Here is a 24,723-nt window from a genome sequence, read left to right as displayed (position 1 = left end):
CGAGGGGACCTAGGCGGACGGGGCGGCGTACGAGGTGGCGGATCAGGCGAACGACGTGGGGGCCGCCGCCGACGCGGCGGCGACCGCGGCGGCCAACCCAGTAGCGGACCCGGCGGCCGAGGCAGCAGCGACCGCGGTGGCTGTGAAGGCGGCGGCCGAGGCGGCGAAGGCGGCCCGCCGCGACTGGAAGCGGCCGGCCGCTTGGGGACTGCTGACCCCGGAGGCCGACGTGGTCCGGGTGACCAGAACCGGCGAGAACATGGCGTGCGTCGTGCTGGCCACGGTGGTCGACCACTGGAGCGGCAGCGGCTCCTATCGGCTGACGCCGCCGATGATCGCCGAGGCCGTGGCCATGATCGAGAGCGTGCTGCCAGACCCGGCAGTCCGCCATCGGACCTACATCGCGCTCCGGCTGCTCGGTGACTCCGACGCCGTGGTGGCCTTCGTCGACGAAGCCGACTTCCTGGCCGACGCCGAGGACCGCTACGTCGCGGCGCTCCTGGCCGAAGGCCGGCGGGGACGGCAGGAAAACCCTGACGGCACCACGACTTTGTGGCGTCCCACCGGCCCGGCCGAACTGGAGCTTGTGCGCGCCAGCGGCTCCAAGGCCTGGCCCCCGCGCCTGGAGGACCAGCCGATCTTCTATCCGGTCCTGACCGAGCAGTACGCGACCGTCATCGCGCGGGACTGGAACATCCCGGACTCCGGATCCGGCTACGTGACCCGCTTCCACGTCGCGACACCGACCGCGCGCCGGTACTGGACCCGGACCGCCGGCGGCCCGGAGCACCTGGAGCTGTGGGTGCCGGCCGCCGAGCTGGACGCGTTGAACGCCGCGATCGTCGGCGAGATCGAGGTCGTCGCGGAGTTCTCGGGGTAGGCGTCGCCTCGCCCTATGTCCGCCGACGCTGCCGCGCGGCTTCGTACAGAACCACCGTGGCGGCGTTGGCGGCGTTGAGCGAACTCGCCGTGCCGCGCATGGGGATGCTCAGGACGCGGTCGCAGGCCTCGCGCCAGCCGGTGCTCATGCCGACGGTCTCGTTGCCGACCACGATCAGGGTCGGTGCGCAGAAGTCGTAGTCCTCGATGTCGGTGTCGCCGTCCTCGTCGGTGCCGACGACGGTGACGCCGGTTCCGGCGCCGGCCTCGGCACCGTTCCCGGTCTCGGCTCGCGCCAGCCAGTCCAGCACGTCGCGATGCGACTGCGCGCGCACCGTCGGCAGGCCGAACAGCGAGCCGGTGCTGGCCCGGACGGTACGCGGATCGTAGACGTCGGCGGCGTGGCCGGTGACGATGACGCCGCCGGCCCCGAAGGCGTCGGCGGAGCGGATCAGGGTACCGAGATTGCCGGGCTGGGTGGGGCGGTCGAAGACGACGCCGAGGAAGTCGGGGGCGACCGGGACGCGGGTCAGGTCGTCCGGCGGCATCGCCAGCACGGCCAGCAGTTCGGGGGCCGCGTCCTGGTCCTTCTCGCCGAGTTCGGCCAGCAGGTCCGAGGGGAGGTGGATCACCTCGGCGTCGGTGTCGCGGATCGTGTCCTGCGCCCAGTGGGACAGCCGGCGGTCGGCGTCGACCAGCAGTTCCTCTATCCGCCAGCCCTGTTCGGCGGCCAGGGTGATCGGCCGGACGCCCTGGACCAGGAAGCGGCCCGCGCGCTGGCGCTTCTGGCGGTTGGTGAGCAGGGTCTGCCACTGCTGGAAGCGGGCGTTGCGGGAAGCCACCCGTTGGTGTGCGCGCATCCCGCTAGGCTACCGGCGTGGCCAAGCCCGAAGATCCATCGACATCCCTGACATTCGACGAGGCCGAGCGGGTGCTCTGGGCCGATTCCGGTACCGGGTACGAAGCCGTCTACGCCTCCTTGTGCGCGCACACGATTCCCGCGCTGCTCGACGCGGCCGCGGTGGCCGCGGACGTCGCGTTGTTGGACGTCGGCACCGGGACCGGCAATGTGGCCCGGGCCGCGGTCGCGCGCGGGGCGAGGGTCAGCGCGATAGACGCCGAGCCCTCGATGCTCGACCTGGCGCGGTCGAAGGTGCCCCAGGCCGAGTTTCACTTGGCGACCGTGCCGGAGCTGCCGTTCGAGGCCGGGACGTTCGACGCCGTGGTGGGCAACTTCGTGCTCGACCACTTCGGCCGCCCGCGGGTGGCGATGCGCGCCCTGCGTTCGGTGACCAAGCCCGGCGGCCGGGTGGCCTTCACGCTGTGGCCGGCCGAGCGGAGTGCCGGGCGCTCGATCTTCCCGCGCGCGGCGGCGGCGACCCAGGGCTGGGTCCCGCGGCAGATGCCGGACCTGGAGGCCGCGGACGACTACCCGCGGACCGAGGAAGGACTGGCCGGCCTGTTCCGCGAGACCGGCCTGGCCGACGTCACCACCACGGTCATCGAATGGGACCACCTGACCACCGCGGATGAGTGGTGGATCTCGATCGGCTCCGGCATCGCCGGCTCCGGCCGCACCTACCAGGCGCAGACCCCTGAGATCCGCGCCGTGTTCCACGAGAACTACCAGCGCGTCGCCGCCGAGATGAGCGACGAGGACGGCACGATGCGCCTGCCGTACAAGGCGTTCGTGGCGGTCGGCACCGTCACCGAGGGCACGTAGCCGCGGCGCACCCTGAACGCACGGAACCGGGCCGCTTGTTTCGGGGCGGCCCGGTTCCGTGCCGGCGCACCAGCCCGCGCACCATACCCCTCTGCCACAACGCTTGCTCAGCGCTTCTGGTTCACCGCCCGCACCGCCGCGCCGAGATCAGCATCCTGATCCGGGGCGGACTCCAGCACCTGCCGCGCGGCGGCCATCACCGGCAGGTCGAGGACTTCGCCGGCCAGCCGCAGGTCCTTCCCGGCCATCTCGGCGGAGAAGTCGACGCCGTCGGCGAACAGCCGGGCCGCCAGGCCGCTGAGCGGGCTGGCCTCCAGGACCGCGCGCGGGTCGTCCAGCCCCAGCCGTTCGGCCAGCGCCAGCGTCTCGCCGACCACGGTCACGCCGGCGACGATGCCGCTGATCAGCACCAGCTTGCGGGCCGAGCCGGCGCCGGGGCCGCCGCATTCGGTGACGGTGCCGAACACCGCGAGCAGGTCGGCCACCCGCGCCAGGTCTCGCGGCGTGCCGCCGGCCAGCACCGCCAGGGCGCCACTGGCGGCGCGGTCCACGCTGCCCATCACCGGGGCGTCGACCATCCCGACCGAGGCCGGGATCAGTTCCCTGACGTGCCGGGTGCCGTCCGGGCCGATCGTGGACATCTCGACCAGGACCGCGTCCGGCCGCAGCGCGGGGGCGACGGCCTCGGCCACCGCGGTCACGGCGGCCGGGTCGGACAGCATCGTCACCACGACCTCGGCGCCGGCGACCGCCTCGGCCGGGGTGGCCGCCGCGGTCGCGCCGAGCGTGGTCAGCGGTTCGGCGCGGGCCGCGGTGCGGTTCCACACCACGACGTCGTAGCCGGCGCGGACCAGGCGGACGGCCATCGGGGCGCCCATCGCGCCCAGGCCGAGGAAAGCAACCTTTGTCGTCATGGCTCCCAGCCTAGGCACGGGTCGGCGAGCCTGCCTGGTCGCGCGGTGCCCAGGCTCGTGCCGACCAGTGTCAGGCGGTACCCGGCAGACCGGTGTCAGGCGGTACCCGGCAGCGCCGAGCCCGCGTGCAGGCCGGCGACGCCGCCCTGGCCGCCGCCCATCCCGGGCCGGTTCGGCATCGCGGACGGCGGGGTGGTCGGGGCCTGCGGCGGGTTCCGGTTCAGCACGTCGAAGGCCTGGTGGATGTTCTGGATCATCGTGTGCACTTCCTCGCGGGCCTTCTCCAGCGCGCCCTCCACCTGCACGCCGAAGGCGACGCCGAACGCCTTGAGGAACTCCAGCTGCTGCTCCAGCGACTTCAGACTCTGCGAGAGCAGTTCGCTGCGCCGCTGGAACGCCGACTCCGCCGCCAGCAGGCCCTGCCGGTGTCCCTCGTTCACCGTGACCGTGTACTGGTTGCGGGCGTACTCCGTGACGTTGCGGACGTACTCCTCGGCTGCCCGGATCTGCTCCTCGGCCTGGCGCTGCGCCATCGCGATCGCGTTGACCGCGGCGGCGGTGACCCGCTGTTCCGGGGGCGGGGCCGCCGGGGCCGCCGCCGCGCCGCCGTTGGCCGGGTCGCTGCCGGCGTAGGAGACCCGCAGCTGGTTGGCCAGCTCGTCGTTGCGCTGCCGCAACTCGTACTCGATCTGGCCGGCGGCCTGCAGCTCGGCGAGCACGCGCCGCTTGAAGCGCAGCACGCCCTCCTCGTCGTAGCCGCGGTGGGTGAGGCCGGCGCGCGGGAACTCCCAGGCGTCGGCCTGCGCGGCGCTGAGCCGTTCCGGGCGCCGGGCCGCCGCGCCGCCGTCGGACACGCCGTCGTACTGGCTGAAGCTCACGGCTGACTCTCCTCCAGGTGGATGGCCCCCGGGGCCACTCCCGTTTCCTTCAACCGGGTCGCGGCGTGCTCGCACATGCCGGGCGAGCCGACGATGAACACCTCGTGCCCGGGCCAGGCGCCGCGGGCCGCCGCGGCGTCGCCGACCAGACCGCGCTGGCCCTCCCAGGCGTGGTCGTCGGAGACCACCGGGACCACGCTCAGCCAGGGGTAGTGCGCCGCCAGCTGCTGAAGGCGCGGCAGGTCGTACAGGTCGCCGGCGATCCGGGCGCCGTAGTAGAGCGTGACCCGCCGTCCGTGATCGGGGTTGCGGCCCAGCTCCTCGATGATCGCGCGCAGCGGCGCGACGCCGGTGCTGCCGGCGATCAGCAGCAGATCGCTGTCCGGCTTGGCCGAGGCCAGGGTGAGCTGGTGGCCCACCGGCGGCCCGAGGCGCAGCCGGTCGCCGACGCCCATCATGTTGACCAGCTGCCAGGACACGGTGCCGACCAGCTTGACGTGCAGCTCGATCAGGCCGTCGGAGCGCGGCGGGTTCGCCGGGGTGTAGAACCGCCAGCGGGCCGGGGCCACCGCGGTCTCCAGCGTCATCGACTGCCCGGCGGCGTAGGGGTAGGGCTGGCGGGTGGCGATGGTGACCCGCGCGATGTCGCGCCGGCCGCCCAGCACCTCGTGCGCCACGATCTCGGCGTCCCACCAGGCCGGGGTGCTCTCGGCGGCCGCGGCGGCGGCGTCGGTCATCACCTGGGCCACGATGCCGTAGGCCTCGGTCCAGGACTCGGCGGCCTGCGGGGTCCAGTCCGGCCCCAGGAACTGCTCCAGGGTGGCCAGCAGGCTGGCCCCGACCGCCGGGTAGTGGCCGGGCTCCACCGCGAACTTGCGGTGGTCCCGGCCCAGGCCCTGCAGGAAGGGCACGGCCGCGTCGAGGTTGTCGACGTTGGCCACGACGGCTCCGAGGGCGGCGACCAGCCGGTCGCGCTGTGCCGCCATCGAAGGCGGGAACATCGACCGCACCTCGGGATGGCTGAGGAACAGGTGGCCGTAGAAGTAGAGCGGCACCTGCTCCCCGTACTGGGCCACCTTCGCCCAGGAGGCGCGCAGGAGGTGCGGATCCACCACGGCTACGCGGCCACCACGAAGGGCTGCACGGTCGCCAGCGCGCCGGCGATCGTCTCCTGGATGTCGGCCGGGACGTCGAACTCCTCGAGGGTGTCCATCAGCACCTGGCCGGTCAGCGCGTAGTCGGACTCGGAGACGCCGAGTCCGGAGTGCGCCTCGGTGAGGTAGCCGGCCAGGTCTATGTCGGTGCGGGCGCCCGGGCCGCCGAGCACGACCTCCAGCACCTCCGCCAGGTGCGGCTTGATGTCGTCCACCGCGACGTTCTCGAAGAATCCGGCGAGCTGCGGCTCGCCGAGGACCCCCTCGTAGAAGCGGTCGAGTACGGCCTTGACGGCCGCCTCCCCGCCGGCACGCTCCCACTGGGACTGGCTCTGGCTCTCGCTCATCTTGCGGGTCCTTCCGATGCTCTTGCTGCGTTCGGGGGGTGATGCGGCTCGGAAAACCCAGGGAGCATAGCAGGCATTTATCGAAAGACTCGAACATCAGTATTTGATCAGTGTGCGTTTTTGAAGGCCCGTCAGATCAGCGGTCTGTGACCGGATGAGTGCCTTGCGACGGCCTGAACACGCCTCACCCACGCCCCGCCGACGACGACGGCCGGGCCCGCCGCGAGGCGTGACCCGGCCGTCACCGAACGGTTCGGCGAAGTTTTAGCCGTTCTTTGACATCTGCTCGGACATCTTGACCAGGCGGTCCAGCCGCGCCTGGGTCGTCGGGTGCGTCGAGAGCAGGTGGTGCGCGGTGGTCTTGGCGGAGGTCACCGGGGCGAAGTAGAAGGCGTTCAGCGCACCGGCCTTGCGCAGGTCGTTCAGCGGGATGCCGCTCCCGGCGTGCACCTTGGCCTCGACCTTCGACAGTGCGGAGGCCAGGGCCGAGGGGTTGCCGGTGAGCTGCGCCGCGGAGCGGTCGGCGGCGAACTCGCGGTAGCGGGACAGCGAGCGGGTCAGGACCAGCGAGACGAACCAGGTGGCGGCGGCCAGCGCGATCAGGCCGATGGCCGCGACGATGATGTGCCACAGCCCGCGGGCCCGGCCGCCGATGTAGATGAAGCGCAGCCCGACCCGGGCGACCAGGCCGGCCAGGACGCCGACGAAGGCGGCGACCGTCATCACCGCGGCGTCGCCGTGCTGGACGTGCGACAGCTCGTGGGCGATGACGCCCTCGAGCTCCGGCGGCTCCAGCGTGTCCAGCAGCCCGCGGGTGACGCACAGGGTGGCGTCGCCCTTGGAGCGGCCGACCGCGCAGGCGTTCGGGATCGGGGACTCGGCCACGGCGACGGCCGGCTTCTTCATGCCGGACAGCGCGCACAGCCGGTCGATCACGGCGTGCAGCTCCGGCTCCTCCGCGGGGGTGACCACGCGGGCGCCCATGGTGCGCATCGCGACCTTGCCGGAGGTCAGGATCTGGAACACGGCGAAGGCGACGACCAGGGCCAGGCCGAGCGGCCAGGCGCGGCCCATGAAGCGGATCATCAGGAAGATCGCTGCCCCGTACACGGCGGCCAGCAGGACCATCACCGACAACATCCGCGTGCTGAGGTTGCGGTCGGCCCGGAACCGGGCGGCCGTACGACGATCTGAGAGCGATGAGGACACGGAGTCACCTCGACTGCCACGTTATTACGCTTTTAACTGGAAACGCGTGACCAGTGTCGCGCGTTCCCGATCTCCTGTCGAGCAGCGCTTACAGCCTTATAACGAACTTCAGAGCGAAACTCGGAACGCCTTCGCGGTGAACCTCAAGGCGAACCTCAGATCGTTTTCAGGACGGGGCCAGGGTCGCAGAGGGGATTTCCACTAACGCTCCCTCATGCAGGAGATCCTTAATAGAGCGCGGCAACAGGTACGCCATACCGCCACCCGGCTGTCCGAACCACGGGATCGCGGTACCGGTGAGCGCACGGAGCGGGTCGCGGACTCGGTACACCCGGTACTCCCGCTCTATGTAGTCCGGAGGCAGAGAGCGGTGCGGGTACCGGGTGCGCGCCGCGTAGACCGTGTTGCCCAGTTGGTCGCCGAACCGGTCGACCTCGGTGCCCGGGGTCAGGATCGTGAGCCGCTGGTCGGTGTAGAGCGTGGTCGGCGGGTCGCCGGCGAGCGGGGCGATCGGCGGGCCGGCGAGCATTTCGGCCAGCGGATCGACGCTGCGGCCCGGCAGCGCGGCCGGACCGGTGTTCTTCTGGAGCTTCCCGCGTTCGGCGGAGGCCAGGAACAGGACGCCGGCGAAGTGGATCGCGGCCTGCTCGGGGTCGTCGAAGAACCCGGCGTAGCGGCGCTGACCGCCGTCCGCGAGGAAGATCGCCCAGCGGCCGTCGTCCGGGATCAGGCAGACGGCGCCGTCGGTGACCGTACCGATGGAGTAGAGGTCCGGGTCCGCGTCCAGGGAGTCGACGGCGAAGCCGAGGATGCGCTCGGCCTCCTCGACGGTGCTGACGTCGGGCAGGCGGGCGGCCCGGGGCTGGACCGTGCCGACCGCGACCATCATGGTCGACATGCCGTCGCTGTCATCGCCGACGATCGGGCGGTCCGGCTCGGACTGGTAGATGGGCTCGGGTTGGTAGACCGGTTCCGGCTGGTAGACGGGTTCCGGGTGGTAGACCTGCTCCGGCTTCGGGGGTTCTGAGTAGGGCGGCGGGGGCGGCGGTAGTTCCGCGGGGGAGCGGGTCGCGGCCCTGAGCTGCTGCGGCGCGTTGTAGTGGTACTGCGGCGGAGCGTCCGACGGTTGCGGAGGCTGGGGGGCCGCGATCTGCGGGCGCGGTGCTTCGAAGGACGGCCGGTCGAACGATTGCGGTTCGAAGGAGTGCGGTTCGAAGGACCGTGGCTCGAAGGATCGCGGTTCGAAGGACGGCGATTGCGGCTTGAAGGGTGGCTGCCCGAAGGACGGCTGCCCGAAGGCCGGCGGCTCGATCGCCGGCGGCTGGAACTGCGGTTGCTGGAGCGCTGGCCGCTCGAATGGTTGCGACTCGAAGGTCGGCGACTCGAAGGTCGGCGGCTCGTAGGGCGGCGAATCGAAGGACGGCGGCTCGAATGACGGTCGCTCGTAGGGCGGCGGCCCGAAGGACGGCGGCTCGTACGAAGGCGGCTGGACCGCGGGCGGCTGGATCGCCGGTGCTTCGAAGGACGGCGCCTGGAACGGCGGCCGGTCGAACGACGGCGGCTGGAACGGCGGCGTGTCAAAGGATCCCGGCTGGAACGGCGGCGGGCCGAGTGACCCCGGCTGGAACTGCGGCGGCTCGATCGCGGCCGGTCCGTTCGCGGGCGCGTTGCCCGGCAGCGGGCTGCTCGGCAGGGGACCGTTCGGCAGCGGACCGTTCGGCGCCGGCGGCGTCGCGGGCCCCGGCCCCGGCACCGGCGTGAGCCCGTGCGGCATCGCCGGAATCGACTCCGGACCCGCCTCGCCGCGGTCACGAGCGGTCGAGAGCCACGGTACGGGTTCCTGCTGCCAGTTCTCGGTCATCAGCTGCGGTCCATCCCCCAAGTGGCAACGACGTCCCTGCCCCGTGAGTCTACAAGTCGGATGTTCGGATGACTGGTCACGGTTCGGCGCTGATCGCCCCGGTGGTCTCCAGGATCAGCCGGCTGACTCGCTCGGGGTCGTCGTTCATCGGCACGTGGCCGCAGCCCGGCAGGTCCTCGAACCTGGCCTTGGGCAGTATCCGCTTGGCCTGCGCGAACTGCCGGCGCAGCAGGATCCGGTCCTTGGTGCCCCACGCCACGGTGGTCGGCACGTCGCTCTCCCCGGCGTAGCGGTAGTGCCGGGCCTCCTTCGCGACCGGCCGGAACGAGCGTCCCTCGCGCAGCGCGAGGGTGTCGCCCAGCGCCCGCGCCGGGTCCAGGCGGCGCGGGCGGCCGAAGATCATGCCGAAGGCCACGCTGCGCGTCGCCTCGTGGTCGGCGACGTAGCGCAGCACCGGCTTCGGGGCGAAGGCGGCGGCCCGGGTCAGGCTCAGGTTCCCGGTGGCCCACGCGGTCTCCCACCGCGTCTGCCAGAACCCGGCCGGTGAGAAGGCGGTGACCGAGGCGGCGTGTCCGTGCCGCGCCAACTCCAGCGCCAGCGCGCCGCCGAGCGAGTTCCCGGCCACGTGCGGCCGCTCGATGCCGAAGCCGGCGAAGGAATCGGCGATGCCTGACATGGCCAGGTCGATCGTGTAGCGCCGGCCCGGTGCCGGGAGCAGCGGGGCGGACTTGCCGAAGCCGGGGATGTCGATCGCGATGACGTCGTGGTGCTCGGCCAGCCGGTCCAGGACCGGCTCCCAGGCCTGCCAGCGGTGGCCGATGCCGTGGATCAGGACCAGGGGACTGCCTGAGCCGCGGCGGGCGTAGGAGAGTTCCATGTTACTGGACGGTAGCCCTTGGCGGGCCGGCAGGGAAGAAGGCACAAATGACGCCGGCCGGCTTCCCCCGGAACCAGTGAGACCAGCTGGATCCCCGCGACCGGCGCTAAATCCAGCTGGGCCACCACATCCGGTCCAGCCACTGGTTGTACGTGATCGTCTGCGCCGACAGGATCGGATAGAAGTAGATGAACATCACCAGGATGTAGACGGTGATGGCGCCGGCGACCACCGCGCCCCAGACCCTGCGGTACTGGAGCGCGTCCGCCCGGCCGACGATCACTCCCAGCAGATACGCCGCCGCGAAGCACATGAACGGCACGAAGGCCACCGCGTAGAACGTGAAGATCGTCCGGTGCTGGTAGTTCAGCCAGAACGCCCACGCCGCGAGCATCCCGCACAGGATCGAGCCCGCGCGCCAGTCGCGGCGGGCGATCCAGCGCCAGGCGCACCAGATCAGGGCGATGGTCGCGAACCACCACAGCGGCGGCGTGCCCAGGGCCAGGACCTGCTGGTGCTGGTTCGCGGCCAGGGGCGGGCAGCCGGTGGCGTTCTGCGAGCAGTAGTAGTAGTCGGTGGGGCGGCCCATGATCAGCCAGCTCCACGGGTTCGACATGTACGCGTGCGGCGAGTCCAGGTTGACGTGGAAGTGGTACGTGTCCCAGTGGTACTGCCACCAACTGCGCAGCGCCGAGAGCACCGGGAAGTGGATCGCGTTGTGCTGCGCCGCCCACTGCCGGTAGTTGCCGTCCTTGGTGACGAACCAGCCGGTCCAGGTGGCGGTGTAGGTGGCCAGGACCAGCAGGCCCAGCAGGGAGGTCTGCCAGGTCTCGCGGCGGAAGAAGCCGGCCCAGTGCCGGCGGATGCCCACCGCGCGCAGTGCGGCGTGGTCCCACAGCAGCGACATCACCATGAAGCACGGGATGATCCACAGCCCGCTCCACTTGGTGCCCAGGTCCAGGCCCAGGCAGACCGCTCCGGCGATGCGCCACCAGCGGATGCCCAGCGGCGGTGCCTTCACGTCGTCCGGCAGCGGCGTCGGTGGATAGCTCTCCCGCCAGTCGACGAGTTTGGTGCGCATCTTGTCGCGGTCGATGAGGAAGCAGCCGAAGGCGGCCAGGGTCCAGAACATCACGAAGATGTCCAGCAGCGCGGTGCGGCTCATCACGAACTCGAGGCCGTCGGCGGCCAGCAGCAGGCCGGCCGCGCAGCCGATGAGCGTGGAGCGGAACATGCGGCGGGCGATGCGGGCCGTCATCAAGATGGCCAGGGTGCCGCAGACCGCCGGGACGAAGCGCCACCCGAACGGGGTGAAACCGAACAGCCACTCGCCGGCGCCGATCATCCACTTGCCGACCGGCGGGTGCACCGCGTTGCCCTGGTGGTTGGCGATCAGCGTCCGCCAGATGTGCGGGTTGGCGATGATGGCCTTGTCGTCGTTGGCCATCCCGACGCCGGGGCCGTCGTCGTGCCAGCCGGCCTCGTGCCCGAAGTGGATGGTGGTCCAGGCGTCCTTGGCGTAGTAGGTCTCGTCGAAGATGACCCACTTGGGCAGGCCCAGGTGCCAGAACCGCATGAACCCGCCGACCAGCATGATCAGGATCGGGAAGCCCCAGGTGATCCACCGCGGCTCCAGCGCGAAGGCCGGGACCAGGCGCTCGCGCAGGGTCAGATCGCCCTGCTCGTCGTCGCGCGGGCGCAGGTTGGGCCGCCACCAGACGCGACCGCGCTCGCGGTGCGAGCCGAGACGGCCGCGACGGCGGCCGCCGTAATCCTCCTCGCTGTCGTCATCCGGCAGCGAAGATCGGGTCGGGGCGAGGCTCGTCACCCGGTCATCGTAGGGAGTCGTCCCGCCGTTCGGACAGGGGATCAGCGTTTTTGGGCGAGGATGGTCACGTGACTGGAACAGAACCGGCCCCAGGCCTGCTCGTCCTGGCGGGCACCCCGATCGGCCGGGACGAGGACGCCTCCCCGCGGCTGGCGGCCGAGCTGGCCTCGGCGGACGTGATCGCCACCGAGGACACCCGCCGCCTCAAGCGCCTGCTGCGAGTGCTCGACCTCACCCCCCGCGGCCGCTTCGTCTCCTATTTCGAGGCGAACGAATCGGCCCGCACCCCCGACCTGCTCCGCGAGCTGCTCGGCGGCGCCCGCGTGGTGGTGGTGACCGACGCCGGCATGCCCTCGGTCTCGGACCCCGGCTACCGCCTGGTCGCCGCCGCGGTCGAGGCCGGGGTACGGGTGACCGCCGTCCCGGGCCCCTCAGCGGTCCTGACCGCCGTCGCGGTCTCCGGCCTGCCGGTGGACCGCTTCTGCTTCGAGGGCTTCCTGCCCCGCAAGGGCGGCGGCCGCTCCTCGCGCCTGGCCGAACTGGCCGCCGAACCCCGCACGATGGTCTTCTTCGAAGCCCCGCACCGCCTGGCCGCCTCCCTCGCCGACATGGCGGCGGCCTTCGGCGCCGACCGCCCCGCGGCGGTGTGTCGGGAGCTGACGAAGACCTACGAGGAGATCAAGCGCGGCGGCCTGGGCGAGCTGGCGAAGTGGGCCGACGAGGGCGAGGTACGCGGCGAGATCACAGTGGTGGTCGGCGGCGCGACCCCGGGCGCCGGCCGCGACCTGAGCGCCGCGGAGCTCGCGGAGCTGGTGTTCGCGAAGGAGGAGGCCGGCGGGCTGCGGCGGAAGGAGGCGATCGCCGAGGTCGCGGCCGAGGTCGGGCTGCCGAAGCGGGAGGTCTTCGACGCGGTGGTGGCGGCGAAGGAGTCCTCTTTGGACTGATATCGGCGCTAACGGTCCTGCTTCGTCGGTGACTGTGTTGTACCGTTACATGTACTAGCAGGATCTTGTACAACTGGAGGCCGGCCATGCGCACGCTCACCTTCTCCGATACTCGCGCCCACTTTGCGGAGACCCTCAACAAGGTCGTCGACGACCGTGAGCCGGTGACGGTGACCCGGGCGAATCGGGAGGCCGTGGTGATAATGGCCCTCGATGACTATGAGTCGATGCAGGAGACCTTGTACCTGCTTCGGTCGCCGGCCAATGCGCGGCGGTTGTTCGCCGCGATCGATCGTATGGAGCGCGGCACTGGCGCGGCGGTCGAGATCCAGCTGGACGAACTGATCGATCCGGACCAAGCCCCATGAAGATCAGCTTCGATGAACAGGCTTGGGATGATTGCCTCTGGTGGCAGACGCAGGACCGCAAGATCCTGAAGCGAGTCAACATACTCATCCACGACATCGCCCGTAACGGCGATGACAGCGGCATCGGAAAGCCGGAGGCTCTGAAACGTAACTTCAGCGGCTATTGGTCACGGCGCATCACCGACGAACATCGCATCGTCTACAAGGTGCTGGACGACGAAGTGCGGATCGTCTTGTGCAGGTATCACCACGTATGAGCGGCCGGGGCCGCCACCTCAGCCCGCTCGGCCCGTCCATTCCCGCAGCACCGCCGCGATCGCCTCGACCCCGTCCGGCTCCGAAGGTGATGGCGAGCAGGTCGCCGGTGGTCAGATACCTCATATCGTCCCCAGGCGGTGGATGATCGGGGCGTCGGAGGCGATGATCCGGCGGGCGGTGGCCGTGACCAGGTCGTGGTCGGCGGCTTCGGGCCGGCCGCGCTCCCTTTGTTCTTGCTGCCCGTGCTCCTTGTGCGGCGTGCGAGGCCCTTCGTGGCCCCGGGGCTCCTCGGCTGAGCTCTTGTTCACAGAACCACATCCCCTCGTCCAGTATCTGGACCCCACCGAAACCGCACCAGGTGGGGCCGCCAGGCCGGATACCCTAGGCAGCATGCCGTCCACCCAGCGCACCATCCTCACCGCCGTAGCGTGGCCCTACGCCAACGGTCCCCGCCACATCGGCCACGTCTCCGGCTTCGGCGTCCCCTCGGACGTCTTCAGCCGCTACCAGCGGATGGCGGGCAACCGGGTGCTGATGGTCAGCGGGACCGACGAGCACGGGACGCCGATCCTGGTCCAGGCGGACAAGGAGGGGGTCACCGCGCGGGAGCTGGCCGACCGCTACAACCGGGTCATCGCCGAGGACCTGCGTTCGCTGGGCCTGGCCTACGACCTGTTCACCCGCACCACCACGCGCAACCATTACGCGGTCGTGCAGGAGATCTTCAAGGGCCTGTACGAGAACGACTACATCTTCGCCAAGACCACGATGGGCGCCATCAGCCCCTCGACCGGCCGCACGCTGCCCGACCGCTACATCGAGGGCACCTGTCCGATCTGCGGGTACGACGGCGCGCGCGGCGACCAGTGCGACAACTGCGGCAACCAGCTCGACCCGGACCGGCTGATCAACCCGCGCTCGCGGATCAACGGCGAGACGCCGAAGTTCATCGAGACCGAGCAGTTCTTCCTGGACCTGCCGGCGTTCGCGAACGTCCTCGGATCCTGGCTGCAGGAGCAGAAGACCTGGCGTCCCAACGTCCTGAAGTTCTCCCTGAACCTGCTGGACGACCTGCAGCCCCGCGCCATCTCCCGCGACCTGGACTGGGGTGTCCCGGTCCCGCTGGAGGGCTGGATCGACCGCCCGGACAAGAAGCTGTACGTGTGGTTCGACGCGGTGGTCGGCTACCTGAGCGCGTCCGTCGAGTGGGCCCGCCGCTCCGGGGACCCGGACGCCTGGCGTGCCTTCTGGCAGGTCGGCCCGAACGGCGAGGCGCCCGACGCCTACTACTTCATGGGCAAGGACAACATCGTCTTCCACTCCGAGATCTGGCCGGCGATGCTGCTGGGCTATGACGGGAAGGGCGAGAAGGGCGGTAAGCCGGGCTCCCTCGGCGCGCTGGCACTCCCGCACGAAGTGGTCAGCTCGGAGTTCCTGACCATGGAGGGCCGCAAGTTCTCCTCCAGCCGCGCCGTGGTCATCTACGTCCGCGACTTCCTGTCCCGCTACGACGCCGACGCCCTGCGCTACTACATCACCGCGGCCGGCCCGGAGACCCAGGACACCGACTTCACCTGGGCCGAGTTCCTGCGCCGCAACAACGACGAGCTGGTCGCCGGCTGGGGCAACCTGGTCAACCGGGCCGTCTCGATGGCCGCCAAGAACGTCGGCGAGATCCCGGCCGCCAAGGAGCTCACCGCCGAGGACGAGGCGCTGCTGGCGGCCTCGCGCGGGGCCTTCGAGGCGGTCGGCGACCTGCTGGACCGCTGCCGGTTCAAGGCCGCGCTGGCCGAGGCGATGCGGGTGGTGGCCGAGGCCAACAAGTACGTCTCCGACAACGAGCCGTGGAAGCTGGCCAAGACCGACCCCGAGCGGATGGCCACCGTCCTGCACGTCACCCTGCAGGTGGTCGACGACGCCAAGACCCTGCTGACGCCGTTCCTGCCGTTCTCCTCCGAGAAGGTCTTCCACCTGCTCGGCGGACAGGGCACCTGGTCGGCGATGCCGGAGCTGCGCGAGGTCGAGGACCTGGACGGCGGCCCGGGCTACCCGGTGCTGACCGGCGACTACGACCAGGCGCTGGCCCGCTGGGAGTCCACGCCGATCGAGGTCGGCCGCAAGCTGGACCCGCCGAAGCCGATCTTCAAGAAGCTGGACCCGTCGATCGTCGACGAGGAGCTGGCGCGGCTCGGCGGCGAGGCGGCTTAGTCCTGCGGCTTAGTCCTGGTTCTGGTTCTGGTTCTGGTCCTGCTCCCAGGACCAGGCTTGGGTAATCGGGTTCGGCGTCGGGGCCGGTAGCGGGCCGGTCACGACGCCGGCCCGAACCGGACGCCGACGACCGGGCTCGCCTGCCCCGCGGCGCGGCCGCTGAGTTCGGCGTCAAGGGATTCCTGGGCGTAGCGCATCTGTTCCTGATAGCCGGGCTCGTCCAGGCGGCGCATGCCCTCCTCCACGGTGACGGTCTCGGTGCTGGCGGTGACCCACCAGATGTTGCCGAACGGATCGCGGACGCGGCCGCCCCGCTGACCGAAGGCGCTGTTAGACAACGCGGTCACCTCGCGGGCGCCGGCCCGCAGCGAGGCGGCGAAAGCCGCGTCGGCGTCGGGGACGAACACGCGCAGCAACGACGGCATGGCGGGCCAGTCCGCGCGCCGGTCGAAGGCGAGCAGCACCGTGTCCCCGACCCGGATCTCGGCGTGTCCGATGCTGCCGTCCGCCAGCGGGACCCGGCCCAGTTCCACGCCGTCGAAGGCGGCGGTGACGAAGTCGAGCCAGGCGCCGGTGTCCTCGGTGACGATCCACGGCGCGACGCTGGTGTAGCCGGTGGGCGTGCTGGTCATGATGGGTTCCTTTCCAAGAGGTGGTTCCACGGTAGGATCCGTATAGGCCAGGTCCTGTCCGCATCGCGGCGTAGGTTCTTGGCATGCCCGACACGACCGCCCGCCTGTTGTCACTGCTGTCGTTGCTCCAGACCCCCCGGCTGTGGCCGGGCAGTGAGCTGGCCCGCCGCCTCCAGGTGAGCGGCCGGACGGTGCGCCGCGACATCGACCGGCTGCGCGACATCGGCTATCCCGTGGAGGCCGTGGCCGGCGGCCAGGGCGGGTACCGGCTGGTCGCCGGCTCCGCGATGCCGCCGTTGCTGCTCGAGGACGAGGAGGCGGTGGCGATCGCGGTGGGCCTGGCCACGATCGCCGGCCAAGCCGTGAGCGGACTGGACGAGCCGGCGGTGCGCGCCACCGCCAAGCTCGCCCAAGTGCTGCCGGCCCGGCTGCGCCGGCGGGTGTCGGCGCTGGTCGCCACCACCCTGCCGGTCGTCATGACACCGGGCGCACCGGTGTCGCCGGACTCGCTGGTCGCGATCACCGCGGCCGGCGCGAACCACGAACGCATGCGGTTCCGCTACCGGAGCCACGACGGGACGACGACCGCGCGGCACGTGGAACCCGTCCGCCTGGTCGCCGGCGGCCGGAGGTGGTACCTGCTGGCGTTCGATCTGGACCGCGACGACTGGCGCACCTTCCGCGTGGACCGGATGACCGACCTGCGGGCCACCGGGGCCCGCGCCCGGCAGCGCACGCCTCCGCCGGAAGGAGTGGAAGAGTTCTTACGCACGCGCATGCTCGCCATGGCACCGACCTTCCGCGCCGACGTCACCCTGCACGCTCCGCGCGACGTGATCGCCGCCCGGCTGGGAAGCCACCTCGGCGACGGCGTCCTCCAGGGTGAGGACCGGGCCGATGACCAGGGTGAGGACCAGGCCGACGTCGCCTCATGCCGCTGGCACTCGCACCCGGACACCGTGGAATGGCTGGCGACGCGCCTGCTGGCGTTGGACACCGACTTCCAGGTCCACGGCCCGCCGGAACTCCTCGACCACCTCGACACCATGGCGGCCCGGATCACTCGGTCACGCCGATTAGGCTTGGGCCGTGTCGGACAGCCAGGACAGCCAGGACAGCCAGCAAGGTCACCAAGGTCAGCAAGGTCAGCAAGGTCAGCAAGGCCAGGACAGCGAGACCAAGCGCAAGCGCAAGCGGAAGTCCCGTGAGCGGGACGAGTCCCCGCCCCCGGCGCCCGAGCCGCTGCCGGCCCCGGTCGGCGACAGCCACACGCACATGGACATGCAGGAACCGGCAGCCGCGGACATCATCGCGGCCGCCGACGCGGTGAACGTGCGCACCCTGGTCCAGGTCGGCGTCGACGTCCCGTCCTCGCGGACCGCGGTCGAGCTGGCCGCCGCCTTCGAGCGGGTCCACGCCGCGGTCGCCCTGCACCCGAACGAGGCCCCGCGCCTCGTCCTCGGCGACCCTGACGGCTGGTCCGGCCAGGACCGCTCGCCCGGCGGCCCGGCGGCGCTGGAGGCGGCGCTCGCCGAGATCGACAAGCTGGCCGCCGACGAGCAGGTACGGGGGATCGGCGAGACCGGCCTGGACTACTTCCGCACCGGACCCGAGGGCGTCCAGGCGCAGCAGGACTCCTTCCGGGCCCACATCGCCATCGCCAAGCGCCACGGCAAAGCCCTGGTGATCCACGATCGCGACGCGCACGAGGACGTCCTGCGCATCCTCCTCGAAGAGGGTTCGCCCGAAACAGTGGTCTTCCACTGCTATTCGGGTGACGCCGCAATGGCCCGCGTGTGCGCCGAACGGGGCTACTACATGTCCTTCGCCGGGAACCTCACCTACAAGGCGAATCAGGCATTACAGGAGGCATTCCAGGTGGCGCCGATCGACCGGATTCTGGTCGAGACCGATGCGCCGTTCCTGACACCGCTTCCTTATAGAGGACGACCCAACGCGCCCTACCTGGTTCCTTACACAGTGCGCGCGATGGCCGTCTTGCGAGGCATCGACAGTGACGCCGGCTTGACTGAACTTTGTCAGGCCCTCGACAGCAACCTGCGGGATGCCTTCAAGGCCCGGGAATAATTTGGTCATATCAGTCGACCGACAGCCGACCTGGACTGAAAGGGATGTCAGAGGACATCCACCGGACGCCTGCTGGCGGTGCGGCGGGGTTGCCGCTAGTGTCGCCTCGGCAGCCGGATCGACGCGATTTTGAACGGGTCTTCGAAAGCTTCGAGGGCCCGGCGTCGTAGCCGGACACGGCGAGGTCTGGATCAGCGTGAGCAGTAGACGTTCCGCTAGTCGGCACAGCGAGGGTTCCAAGGTCAAGGTCCGCGCCGTACAGGGCACGGTGCTGCTGGGACTCGTCGGCGCCGCGGGTGCCTACGTCGGCTTCGAGAAGACCGTCCATTTGACCGTGGACGGCCAGGAACGCACCATCCACACGTTCGACGGCAAGGTCGCCGACGTGCTCAAGGCCCAGGGCATCGTCACCGACGGCCACGACCAGGTGGCCCCGGCGCCCGCCGACAGCCTGGTGGACGGCGAGCAGATCTCGGTCCGCTACGGCCGCCAGCTCGACGTCAGCGTCGACGGCAAGGACCAGCAGATCTGGTCCACCGCGACCACCGTCGACGAGGCGATGGGCGATCTGGGGGTGCGCGGCGGTACGAACCCGTATCTGTCGGTCAACCGCGACCAGCCGATCGGCCGCCAGGGCCTGACCTTCTCGATCCGGACCGAGCGGCACGTCAACATACTCGTCGACGGCCGCTCCATCCCGCTGGACACCACCGCCCCGACCGTGGCGCAGGCGCTGACCCAGGCCGGCGTGACGCTGGCCGGCCAGGACACCGCGAAGCCGGACCCGGCGACCTTCCCCACCGACGGCGAGAACATCACCGTCGAGCGGATCAGCGGGACGCAGGAGACCAAGCAGGTCCCGATCGACTTCTCGACGACCCAGCAGTCGGATCCGAGTTCGTACGTCGGATCGCAGAGCACGGTCTCCGAGGGTGTGCCCGGCGTGCAGGAGATCGTCTACGCCTACCAGACGATCAACGGCGTGAAGCAGGCGCCGAAGATCGTCAGCAAGACCGTCACCAAGCAGCCGGTGAACGCCGTGGTGAAGGTCGGCACCAAGCCGGTCCCGAACACCGTGGCCGGGGCCGACGGCCTGAACTGGGCCGGCGTCGCCGAGTGCGAGTCCGGCGGCAACCCCAAGTCGGTCGGCGGCGGCGGGCTGTACTTCGGGCTCTACCAGTTCTCGGTGTCGACCTGGGCCGCGATGGGCGGCTCCGGGCTGCCGTCGAACGCCACGCCGGCCGAGCAGACCTACCGGGCCAAGCTGCTGTATGTGCGCTCGGGCGCGGGGCAGTGGCCGGTCTGCGGACGGAACCTGTTCAAGTAGGACCGGTTCAGGCCCGGCCCCAGCAAGCTTTCGGGACGGCGCGGTGTCCGGCGGGAGCCGGGTGCCGCGCCGTCGCCGTTCCACCGGGCGGCTCCCGGCGGCATACGATGGCTGGCGATGTCCGAAACTCCGTACTCCCCGCCACCGCTCACCGAACCCGCCGAGCCCGCCGCCGCAGCTGACGCCGGGTCCGCCGACCGGCTGCCGGCCCGCCTGCTGGGCCCGGCCGAGGTGCGCCGGCTCGCCGACCGGCTCGGCGTCTCGCCGACCAAGAAGCTCGGGCAGAACTTCGTCATCGACCCGAACACCATCCGGCGGATCGTGCGGGCCGGCGACGTCACCGCCGAGGACGTGGTGGTCGAGGTCGGTCCCGGGCTCGGGTCGCTGACCCTGGGACTGCTGGACGTGGCCCGGCGCGTGGTCGCCGTCGAGATCGATCCGGCGCTGGCCGCCGCGCTGCCGGACACCCTCGCCGAGCACGCCCCGGGCATCGCGGCCGGCGAGGTGGAGTTCGAGCTCGTGCGCTCCGACGCGCTGCGGATCACGGAGCTGCCCGGCCCGCCGCCGACCGCGCTGGTCGCGAACCTGCCGTACAACGTCGCGGTCCCGGTCCTGCTGCACATGCTGGAGCGGTTCCCGAGCATCGAACGTACCCTGATCATGGTGCAGGCCGAGGTCGCGGACCGGCTGGCCGCCGAGCCCGGTTCGCGGGTCTACGGCGTGCCGTCGGTGAAGGCCCGCTGGTACGCGGACGTGAAGCGGGCCGGCTCCATCGGCCGCAACGTCTTCTGGCCGGCCCCGAACGTCGACTCCGGCCTGGTGCGCCTGGACCGCCGGGACGTCCCGCCGACCACCGGCGCCGAGCGCCGTGACGTCTTCGCGGCCGTGGACGCGGCCTTCGCCCAGCGCCGCAAGACCCTGCGATCGGCGCTGAGCGGCTGGGCCGGCTCGCCGGCGGCCGCCGAGCAGGCGCTGACCGCCGCCGGGATCGCCCCGAGCGCGCGCGGGGAGACGCTGACGGTCGAGGAGTTCGCCCGTCTGGCGGAGTACCGGCCGCGGCGGGAGCAGCCGTGACCGCCGCCGCCTTCCCTCCCGGAGACGGCCCGCGCCCCGACCAGACCCAGTCCGTCACGGTCCGGGTCCCGGCCAAGGTCAACCTCGCGCTCTCGGTCGGCCCGCTGCGCCCGGACGGCTACCACGACCTGGCGACGGTCTTCCACGCCGTCGGCCTCTACGACGAGGTCACCGCCACCGCGGCCGACACCCTCGCGCTGACCTGCGAGGGCGAGGGCCAGGCTGACGTGCCGCTGGACGCTACAAACCTGGCCTGGCGGGCCGCCGAACTCCTGGCGCGGACCGTCGGCCGCACCCCGGACGTGCGCCTGCACCTGACCAAGGGCATCCCGGTGGCGGGCGGGATGGCCGGCGGCTCGGCCGACGCCGCCGGCACGCTGGTCGCCTGCGACGCTCTGTGGGGCACCGGCCTGCCCCGCGAGGAGCTGCACGCGCTGGCCGCGCAGCTCGGCAGCGACGTCCCCTTCGCCCTCTACGGCGGCACGGCCATGGGCACCGGGCGCGGGGAGCAGATCACGCCGGTGCTGGCCCGCGGGGAGTTCCACTGGGTCTTCGCCTTCGCGCACGAGGGCCTGTCCACCCCGGCCGTGTTCCGTGAGTTGGACCGGCAGCGCGCGACGGCGAAGGAAGAGGTCGCCGCGTCCGGGGTGGACGCGGAATTGCTGCGAGCACTTCGGGCCGGAGACTCAACGCTGCTCGGGGCGGCGCTACGCAACGACCTGACCCGCCCAGCCGTCTCCTTACGTCCGGACTTACAAGCCACCTTGCTCGCCGGCCGGGACGCCGGGGCCATCGGCACCCTGCTCTCCGGGTCCGGCCCGACCTGCGCTTTCCTCGCCGCCGACGCGGTCCGCGCGGCGACCGTCGCGGCGGCGCTGGAGGCCGCGCCATCGGTGCGCGCGGTACGGCGGGCCCTGGGGCCCGCGGTCGGCGCTCACGTGTTGTGAGGGTGTTAATGCCCGCACGCCGCCACCAACTCTGAAAGTCGCCGTTACGATTTCCCCTCAGAAGGGGGACCCCATGGATGCGCTCAAGCCCGAAGACCCGGCCCGGATCGGGCCGTTCATCCCACTCGCGCGGATCGGCGCCGGTGGCATGGGCCGGGTGTATCTGGCCCGGTCCCGGGGCGGTCGGCCGGTCGCCGTCAAGGTGATCCGCGCCGAGTACGCCGAGGACGAACGCTTCCGCACCCGTTTCCGGCGCGAGGTGCAGGCCGCTCGGTCGGTGGACGGGCTGTACACCGCCTCGGTGCTGGACGCCGGACCGGATGACGACGAGCCGTGGCTGGCCACCACTTACATACCCGGCCCCTCGCTCCAGCGGGTCGTGCACGACCACGGTCCGCTGCCTGAGCGTTCGGCGCGGGTTCTGGGCGCCGGTATCGCTGAGGCGCTCGGCGCCATCCATACCGCGGGCCTGATCCACCGGGATCTGAAGCCCTCGAACGTCATCTGCGGTCCGGACGGGCCGCGGGTCATCGACTTCGGGATCAGCTACGCGGTCGGCGGGAGTTCGCTGACCACCACCGGCATCGTCGTCGGCTCGGCCCGCTACGCCAGCCCCGAGCAGTGCCGCGCCGATCCGGAGTTGCAGGCCGCCTCCGACGTTTTCGCGCTCGGCGGGGTGCTCGTCTACGCCACCACCGGTGTGCCGCCTTTCGGCGACGGCCCGGACCACGTGCAGCTCTATCTGGTGGTGCATGAGAAGCCGGACCTCACCGGCGTTCCCATCGCGTTGCGGCCGATCGTGTCCGCGTGTCTGGAGAAGGACCCCGCCAACCGGCCGACCACCGAGGATCTGCTCGACACGCTGCTGCCGCCGGACGACGCCGGGGCGGCCGGCGATGCGGATTGGCTGCCCGCGGCCGTGCACCAGGACATGCGGAAGTACTCCGCCGGGGTTGGCGTGCTGGCCGGAGGGGCGGCTGCTGCCGGGTCCGCGGGATCCGGGTCTGCCGGGCCCGCGGGATCTGCCGGATCCGTCGCCGAGGATCCCGGGACCCCTACGCACGAGCGTCCGGGCCAGGACCGGGCCGGCACCCCGGCCCCCGGCGACCCGGACGCCACCGACGCCGGCCAGAGCCGGGGGAGCATCACCGGCGTCGCCACCGGGCTCGGGACCACTGCCGTGCCCGGGGTGTCCAGCGCCGAGCAGGCCGGCAACCCGAGCCGGCGCCGGATGCTCGCCGGGGTCGTGGGCGCCGCCGCGGTGGCCGCCTCCGGCGGTGGCGCCTGGTACGCCGCGACGCGGAACACCGGCAAGAAGTCGGCGACGCAGAACGCCGGAGCCTCCGCCCCGATCGGGACCCCGTCGAAGAGCACTGCTTCCCCCTCCCAGTCGCCCTCCACGCCGGACTCGGCGACGACCTCCTCGTCCCCTTCCGCGAGCCCCACGCCGACGCCGTCGCACAGCCTCGGGCAGTGGGCCGAGGACTGGAGCGCGAAGTACAACCTGGGTGGCGCCTCCGGGGGCGCATTGGTCTGTGGCAGCAAGCTGATCAGCGTCTACACGGCGGGGACCAACGACCCGAACCCGCCGCAGTCGCTGATCGCCCTGAACACCACGACCGGCCAGGCGGCCTTCCCGCCGAAGATCGTCCCGGGCGTCGACGCGCCCAGCGGTGTGTCCATCGCCGCCGACGCGAACTACGTCTACACCTATACCGCCGGCGTCGTGTACGCGTGGAACCTCGGCGACGGCTCAGCGGCCTGGAACGCGAAAACCGGCCTGTCGGCCTCGACGCCGAACAACGGCATGCCCCTGGTCGGCATCCAGGGTCTGATCAACGGCATGCTGATCATCGGCCCCACCGGTTTCGACCCCAGCTATCCGATCTGCATAGCAGGGTTCGACATCACGAAGCGCGCGACGGTCTGGACCATGAAGACCACCGACCTGCTGACGCCGCTGCCGACCGGGCTGGCCGCGGCCGACACCACCCCGTCCCTGAGCGTGCCGAAGGCGGGGAACCTGTTCTACGTGGCGTTGGCGGACCACGTGTCGGTACGCGTCCTCAAGGGCGTGGACCCGAAGACCGGCAAGGACGCCTGGAACTTCCCCTTCAAGGGGTATACGGACAACGGCGCGGTGGTGAACACCCCGACCGTGACCGGCACCGCGCAGCACGTCTACCTCACCGACATGCACAGCGGTTCGGTCCAGGCCTACGACGCCGCCACCGGGCACTGGAAGTGGAGCTATCCCACCGGGGAGGGCGCCGCGACCCAGACCAGCAACCAGCGCTTCACCGGCCCGGTCGTGGAATCCGGCGACACGGTCTACGCCACCGACGCGACCAGCGTGATGGCGCTCCAGATCAGCACCACGTCGAAGACCGGCGCCGCGCTGTGGCCGAAGCCGACGCAGTACAACGGGATCTCCGGCGCACCGGCCGTCGTCGGGGACAAGATCTGGGTCGAGGTGCAGATCCCGACCGGCGCCAACCCACTGGCCCTGGCCGTCCTGGACAATTCGGACGGCCAACAGGTGCACCAGTACCCGATGCCGGAGGGCCCCAGCGGCGACAGCGCCGATCTACTGGTCGCCGACCCCACCAAGCCGGCGGTCTACGTGCTGACGGCCAGCGGTCAGGTACTCGGGTACGACCGTTCCCAATGAGCTCCGCAATGAAGTACGAAGCGCGCCACAGAATGAGTACCCGTACTCACGATCGGTGACCCGGCCGCCGCCATCATCGAAGCATGAGTACGCCACTGGCAACCCGGAACACGGCCGCGTACTACTTCCAGGCGGTCGCCTCCTTCATCGTCTCCGCCGGCGCGACCATCGTCGGCATCGCCTACCTCCCGGTCAACGCCTGGGAGCGGGCCTTCCTGGGCCTCGGCCTGCTGTACACGATCACCTCGGCCATCACGCTGGCGAAGGTGGTACGGGACAAGCAGGAGGAGGTGCAGTTGGTCGGGCGGGTGGAAAAGGCCCGGCTGGACAAGTTGTTGACGGAGCACGATCCCTATCGGGTGGATGCGCCGTAGGAACCCCTTTTGCCCGACGGTTCGCAGCGGTTCACAGCAGTTCGCGGTAGATCGCACCGCGCCGGTCGCCGGTCGGGATCCGTTCCCGGTCGGCGCCGCGGGCTAGGATGACCTGCTGCTGAGGCGACGGCGCGGGGTTCCTTTGGGGGCTGGGGTTTGCGG

General features: G+C 71.1%; 24 protein-coding genes. 13 read left to right on the top strand and 11 right to left on the bottom strand.

Going from position 1 to position 24,723, the window contains the following annotated elements; translation table 11 throughout:
* The first annotated feature begins 499 nt into the window (after nt 1-499).
* On the top strand, nt 500-880 hold the full coding sequence (locus KGQ19_RS52895; protein ID WP_368862146.1) for an ADP-ribosylation/crystallin J1: 381 nt from the start codon (nt 500-502) through the stop codon (nt 878-880).
* Between the two features lie 13 nt (nt 881-893).
* Here KGQ19_RS52895 and KGQ19_RS22950 read toward each other — a convergent pair whose 3' ends face one another.
* Complete coding sequence (locus tag KGQ19_RS22950; RefSeq protein ID WP_212011290.1) at nt 894-1,739, bottom strand: TrmH family RNA methyltransferase; 846 nt, start codon at nt 1,737-1,739, stop codon at nt 894-896.
* Between the two features lie 17 nt (nt 1,740-1,756).
* Between KGQ19_RS22950 and KGQ19_RS22945 the strand changes: the two genes are divergently transcribed.
* Entirely contained in the window at nt 1,757-2,602 is an 846-nt protein-coding gene (locus tag KGQ19_RS22945) for a class I SAM-dependent methyltransferase (RefSeq protein ID WP_212011288.1), read from the top strand.
* Between the two features lie 107 nt (nt 2,603-2,709).
* Here KGQ19_RS22945 and KGQ19_RS22940 read toward each other — a convergent pair whose 3' ends face one another.
* The 8 genes from KGQ19_RS22940 to KGQ19_RS22905 all read right to left on the bottom strand — a co-directional run bounded on the left by KGQ19_RS22940 (nt 2,710) and on the right by KGQ19_RS22905 (nt 11,670).
* Entirely contained in the window at nt 2,710-3,516 is an 807-nt protein-coding gene (locus KGQ19_RS22940; RefSeq protein ID WP_212011285.1) for an NAD(P)-dependent oxidoreductase, read from the bottom strand.
* 95 nt (nt 3,517-3,611) lie between these two features.
* Nucleotides 3,612-4,394, bottom strand: coding sequence for a hypothetical protein (locus KGQ19_RS22935; RefSeq protein ID WP_212011284.1), 783 nt, complete (start codon nt 4,392-4,394; stop codon nt 3,612-3,614).
* Nucleotides 4,391-5,509, bottom strand: a complete 1,119-nt coding sequence (locus tag KGQ19_RS22930) for a globin domain-containing protein (protein ID WP_212011282.1) — start codon at nt 5,507-5,509, stop codon at nt 4,391-4,393. Before KGQ19_RS22930 ends, KGQ19_RS22935 begins: the two co-directional genes overlap by 4 nt.
* A 2-nt stretch (nt 5,510-5,511) precedes the next feature.
* Complete coding sequence (locus KGQ19_RS22925; protein ID WP_212011280.1) at nt 5,512-5,895, bottom strand: group I truncated hemoglobin; 384 nt, start codon at nt 5,893-5,895, stop codon at nt 5,512-5,514.
* A 264-nt stretch (nt 5,896-6,159) separates the two neighbouring features.
* Nucleotides 6,160-7,104 (bottom strand): M48 family metalloprotease, encoded by a 945-nt coding sequence (locus KGQ19_RS22920; RefSeq protein WP_212011278.1) that lies wholly within the window; start codon nt 7,102-7,104, stop codon nt 6,160-6,162.
* Nucleotides 7,105-7,270: 166 nt separating this feature from the next.
* Nucleotides 7,271-8,965 carry a TNT domain-containing protein gene (locus tag KGQ19_RS22915; protein ID WP_212011277.1) on the bottom strand — a complete coding sequence of 565 codons (1,695 nt, stop codon included), beginning with the start codon at nt 8,963-8,965 and terminating at the stop codon, nt 7,271-7,273.
* A 76-nt stretch (nt 8,966-9,041) separates the two neighbouring features.
* Nucleotides 9,042-9,842, bottom strand: coding sequence for an alpha/beta fold hydrolase (locus KGQ19_RS22910; protein WP_212011276.1), 801 nt, complete (start codon nt 9,840-9,842; stop codon nt 9,042-9,044).
* Nucleotides 9,843-9,948: 106 nt separating this feature from the next.
* Entirely contained in the window at nt 9,949-11,670 is a 1,722-nt protein-coding gene (locus tag KGQ19_RS22905) for a dolichyl-phosphate-mannose--protein mannosyltransferase (RefSeq protein WP_212011275.1), read from the bottom strand.
* 68 nt (nt 11,671-11,738) lie between these two features.
* On the opposite strand from KGQ19_RS22905, the gene rsmI reads away from it, so the two are divergent.
* The 3 genes from rsmI to KGQ19_RS22890 all read left to right on the top strand — a co-directional run bounded on the left by rsmI (nt 11,739) and on the right by KGQ19_RS22890 (nt 13,239).
* Nucleotides 11,739-12,614, top strand: a complete 876-nt coding sequence (rsmI, locus tag KGQ19_RS22900; protein WP_212011274.1) for a 16S rRNA (cytidine(1402)-2'-O)-methyltransferase — start codon at nt 11,739-11,741, stop codon at nt 12,612-12,614.
* 86 nt (nt 12,615-12,700) lie between these two features.
* Nucleotides 12,701-12,982, top strand: coding sequence for a type II toxin-antitoxin system Phd/YefM family antitoxin (locus tag KGQ19_RS22895; RefSeq protein ID WP_212011273.1), 282 nt, complete (start codon nt 12,701-12,703; stop codon nt 12,980-12,982).
* On the top strand, nt 12,979-13,239 hold the full coding sequence (locus tag KGQ19_RS22890; RefSeq protein WP_212011272.1) for a Txe/YoeB family addiction module toxin: 261 nt from the start codon (nt 12,979-12,981) through the stop codon (nt 13,237-13,239). Before KGQ19_RS22895 ends, KGQ19_RS22890 begins: the two co-directional genes overlap by 4 nt.
* Nucleotides 13,240-13,359: 120 nt before the next feature.
* Here the strand turns inward: KGQ19_RS22890 and KGQ19_RS22885 are convergent, their stop codons facing one another.
* On the bottom strand, nt 13,360-13,548 hold the full coding sequence (locus KGQ19_RS22885) for a hypothetical protein (RefSeq protein WP_212011271.1): 189 nt from the start codon (nt 13,546-13,548) through the stop codon (nt 13,360-13,362).
* Nucleotides 13,549-13,630: 82 nt separating this feature from the next.
* Here KGQ19_RS22885 and metG point away from each other — a divergent pair, with 82 nt between their 5' ends.
* Nucleotides 13,631-15,448 carry a methionine--tRNA ligase gene (metG, locus tag KGQ19_RS22880; protein WP_212011270.1) on the top strand — a complete coding sequence of 606 codons (1,818 nt, stop codon included), beginning with the start codon at nt 13,631-13,633 and terminating at the stop codon, nt 15,446-15,448.
* Between the two features lie 98 nt (nt 15,449-15,546).
* Here metG and KGQ19_RS22875 read toward each other — a convergent pair whose 3' ends face one another.
* Nucleotides 15,547-16,080 (bottom strand): VOC family protein, encoded by a 534-nt coding sequence (locus tag KGQ19_RS22875; RefSeq protein WP_212011269.1) that lies wholly within the window; start codon nt 16,078-16,080, stop codon nt 15,547-15,549.
* A gap of 83 nt (nt 16,081-16,163) precedes the next feature.
* Here KGQ19_RS22875 and KGQ19_RS22870 point away from each other — a divergent pair, with 83 nt between their 5' ends.
* From KGQ19_RS22870 to KGQ19_RS22840, 7 genes are all read left to right on the top strand, one after another.
* A complete protein-coding gene (locus KGQ19_RS22870; protein WP_212011268.1) occupies nt 16,164-17,288 on the top strand; it encodes a helix-turn-helix transcriptional regulator in 1,125 nt (374 codons plus the stop codon).
* Nucleotides 17,289-17,322: 34 nt separating this feature from the next.
* Nucleotides 17,323-18,168 (top strand): TatD family hydrolase, encoded by an 846-nt coding sequence (locus KGQ19_RS22865; RefSeq protein ID WP_268907926.1) that lies wholly within the window; start codon nt 17,323-17,325, stop codon nt 18,166-18,168.
* A gap of 196 nt (nt 18,169-18,364) precedes the next feature.
* Complete coding sequence (locus tag KGQ19_RS52000) at nt 18,365-19,495, top strand: resuscitation-promoting factor (RefSeq protein WP_212011267.1); 1,131 nt, start codon at nt 18,365-18,367, stop codon at nt 19,493-19,495.
* Nucleotides 19,496-19,612: 117 nt separating this feature from the next.
* Entirely contained in the window at nt 19,613-20,569 is a 957-nt protein-coding gene (gene rsmA, locus KGQ19_RS22855) for a 16S rRNA (adenine(1518)-N(6)/adenine(1519)-N(6))-dimethyltransferase RsmA (RefSeq protein WP_212011266.1), read from the top strand.
* The gene (locus KGQ19_RS22850) at nt 20,566-21,516 is read left to right on the top strand and encodes a 4-(cytidine 5'-diphospho)-2-C-methyl-D-erythritol kinase (RefSeq protein ID WP_212011265.1); all 951 of its coding nucleotides are present in this window, start codon (nt 20,566-20,568) and stop codon (nt 21,514-21,516) included. Before rsmA ends, KGQ19_RS22850 begins: the two co-directional genes overlap by 4 nt.
* Nucleotides 21,517-21,589: 73 nt before the next feature.
* Nucleotides 21,590-24,187 (top strand): protein kinase domain-containing protein, encoded by a 2,598-nt coding sequence (locus tag KGQ19_RS22845; protein ID WP_212011264.1) that lies wholly within the window; start codon nt 21,590-21,592, stop codon nt 24,185-24,187.
* Between the two features lie 83 nt (nt 24,188-24,270).
* Entirely contained in the window at nt 24,271-24,561 is a 291-nt protein-coding gene (locus KGQ19_RS22840) for a YiaA/YiaB family inner membrane protein (protein WP_212011263.1), read from the top strand.
* Nucleotides 24,562-24,723 lie beyond the last annotated feature (162 nt).

This window comes from Catenulispora pinistramenti (assembly GCF_018274385.1).
GTDB lineage: Bacteria > Actinomycetota > Actinomycetes > Streptomycetales > Catenulisporaceae > Catenulispora > Catenulispora pinistramenti.
The sequence above is the reverse complement of the archived record's forward strand: the minus strand, read 5'-3'. Positions and strand labels throughout refer to the sequence as shown.

Coding starts and splice junctions, on each gene's coding strand:
- KGQ19_RS22950 (WP_212011290.1), bottom strand. CDS start 1,739: ATGCGCGCACACCAACGGGTGGCTTCCCGCAACGCCCGCTTCCAGCAG.
- KGQ19_RS22940 (WP_212011285.1), bottom strand. CDS start 3,516: ATGACGACAAAGGTTGCTTTCCTCGGCCTGGGCGCGATGGGCGCCCCG.
- KGQ19_RS22925 (WP_212011280.1), bottom strand. CDS start 5,895: ATGAGCGAGAGCCAGAGCCAGTCCCAGTGGGAGCGTGCCGGCGGGGAG.
- KGQ19_RS22915 (WP_212011277.1), bottom strand. CDS start 8,965: ATGACCGAGAACTGGCAGCAGGAACCCGTACCGTGGCTCTCGACCGCT.
- KGQ19_RS22910 (WP_212011276.1), bottom strand. CDS start 9,842: ATGGAACTCTCCTACGCCCGCCGCGGCTCAGGCAGTCCCCTGGTCCTG.
- KGQ19_RS22895 (WP_212011273.1), top strand. CDS start 12,701: ATGCGCACGCTCACCTTCTCCGATACTCGCGCCCACTTTGCGGAGACC.
- KGQ19_RS22890 (WP_212011272.1), top strand. CDS start 12,979: ATGAAGATCAGCTTCGATGAACAGGCTTGGGATGATTGCCTCTGGTGG.
- metG (WP_212011270.1), top strand. CDS start 13,631: ATGCCGTCCACCCAGCGCACCATCCTCACCGCCGTAGCGTGGCCCTAC.
- KGQ19_RS22875 (WP_212011269.1), bottom strand. CDS start 16,080: ATGACCAGCACGCCCACCGGCTACACCAGCGTCGCGCCGTGGATCGTC.
- KGQ19_RS22870 (WP_212011268.1), top strand. CDS start 16,164: ATGCCCGACACGACCGCCCGCCTGTTGTCACTGCTGTCGTTGCTCCAG.
- rsmA (WP_212011266.1), top strand. CDS start 19,613: ATGTCCGAAACTCCGTACTCCCCGCCACCGCTCACCGAACCCGCCGAG.
- KGQ19_RS22845 (WP_212011264.1), top strand. CDS start 21,590: ATGGATGCGCTCAAGCCCGAAGACCCGGCCCGGATCGGGCCGTTCATC.
- KGQ19_RS22840 (WP_212011263.1), top strand. CDS start 24,271: ATGAGTACGCCACTGGCAACCCGGAACACGGCCGCGTACTACTTCCAG.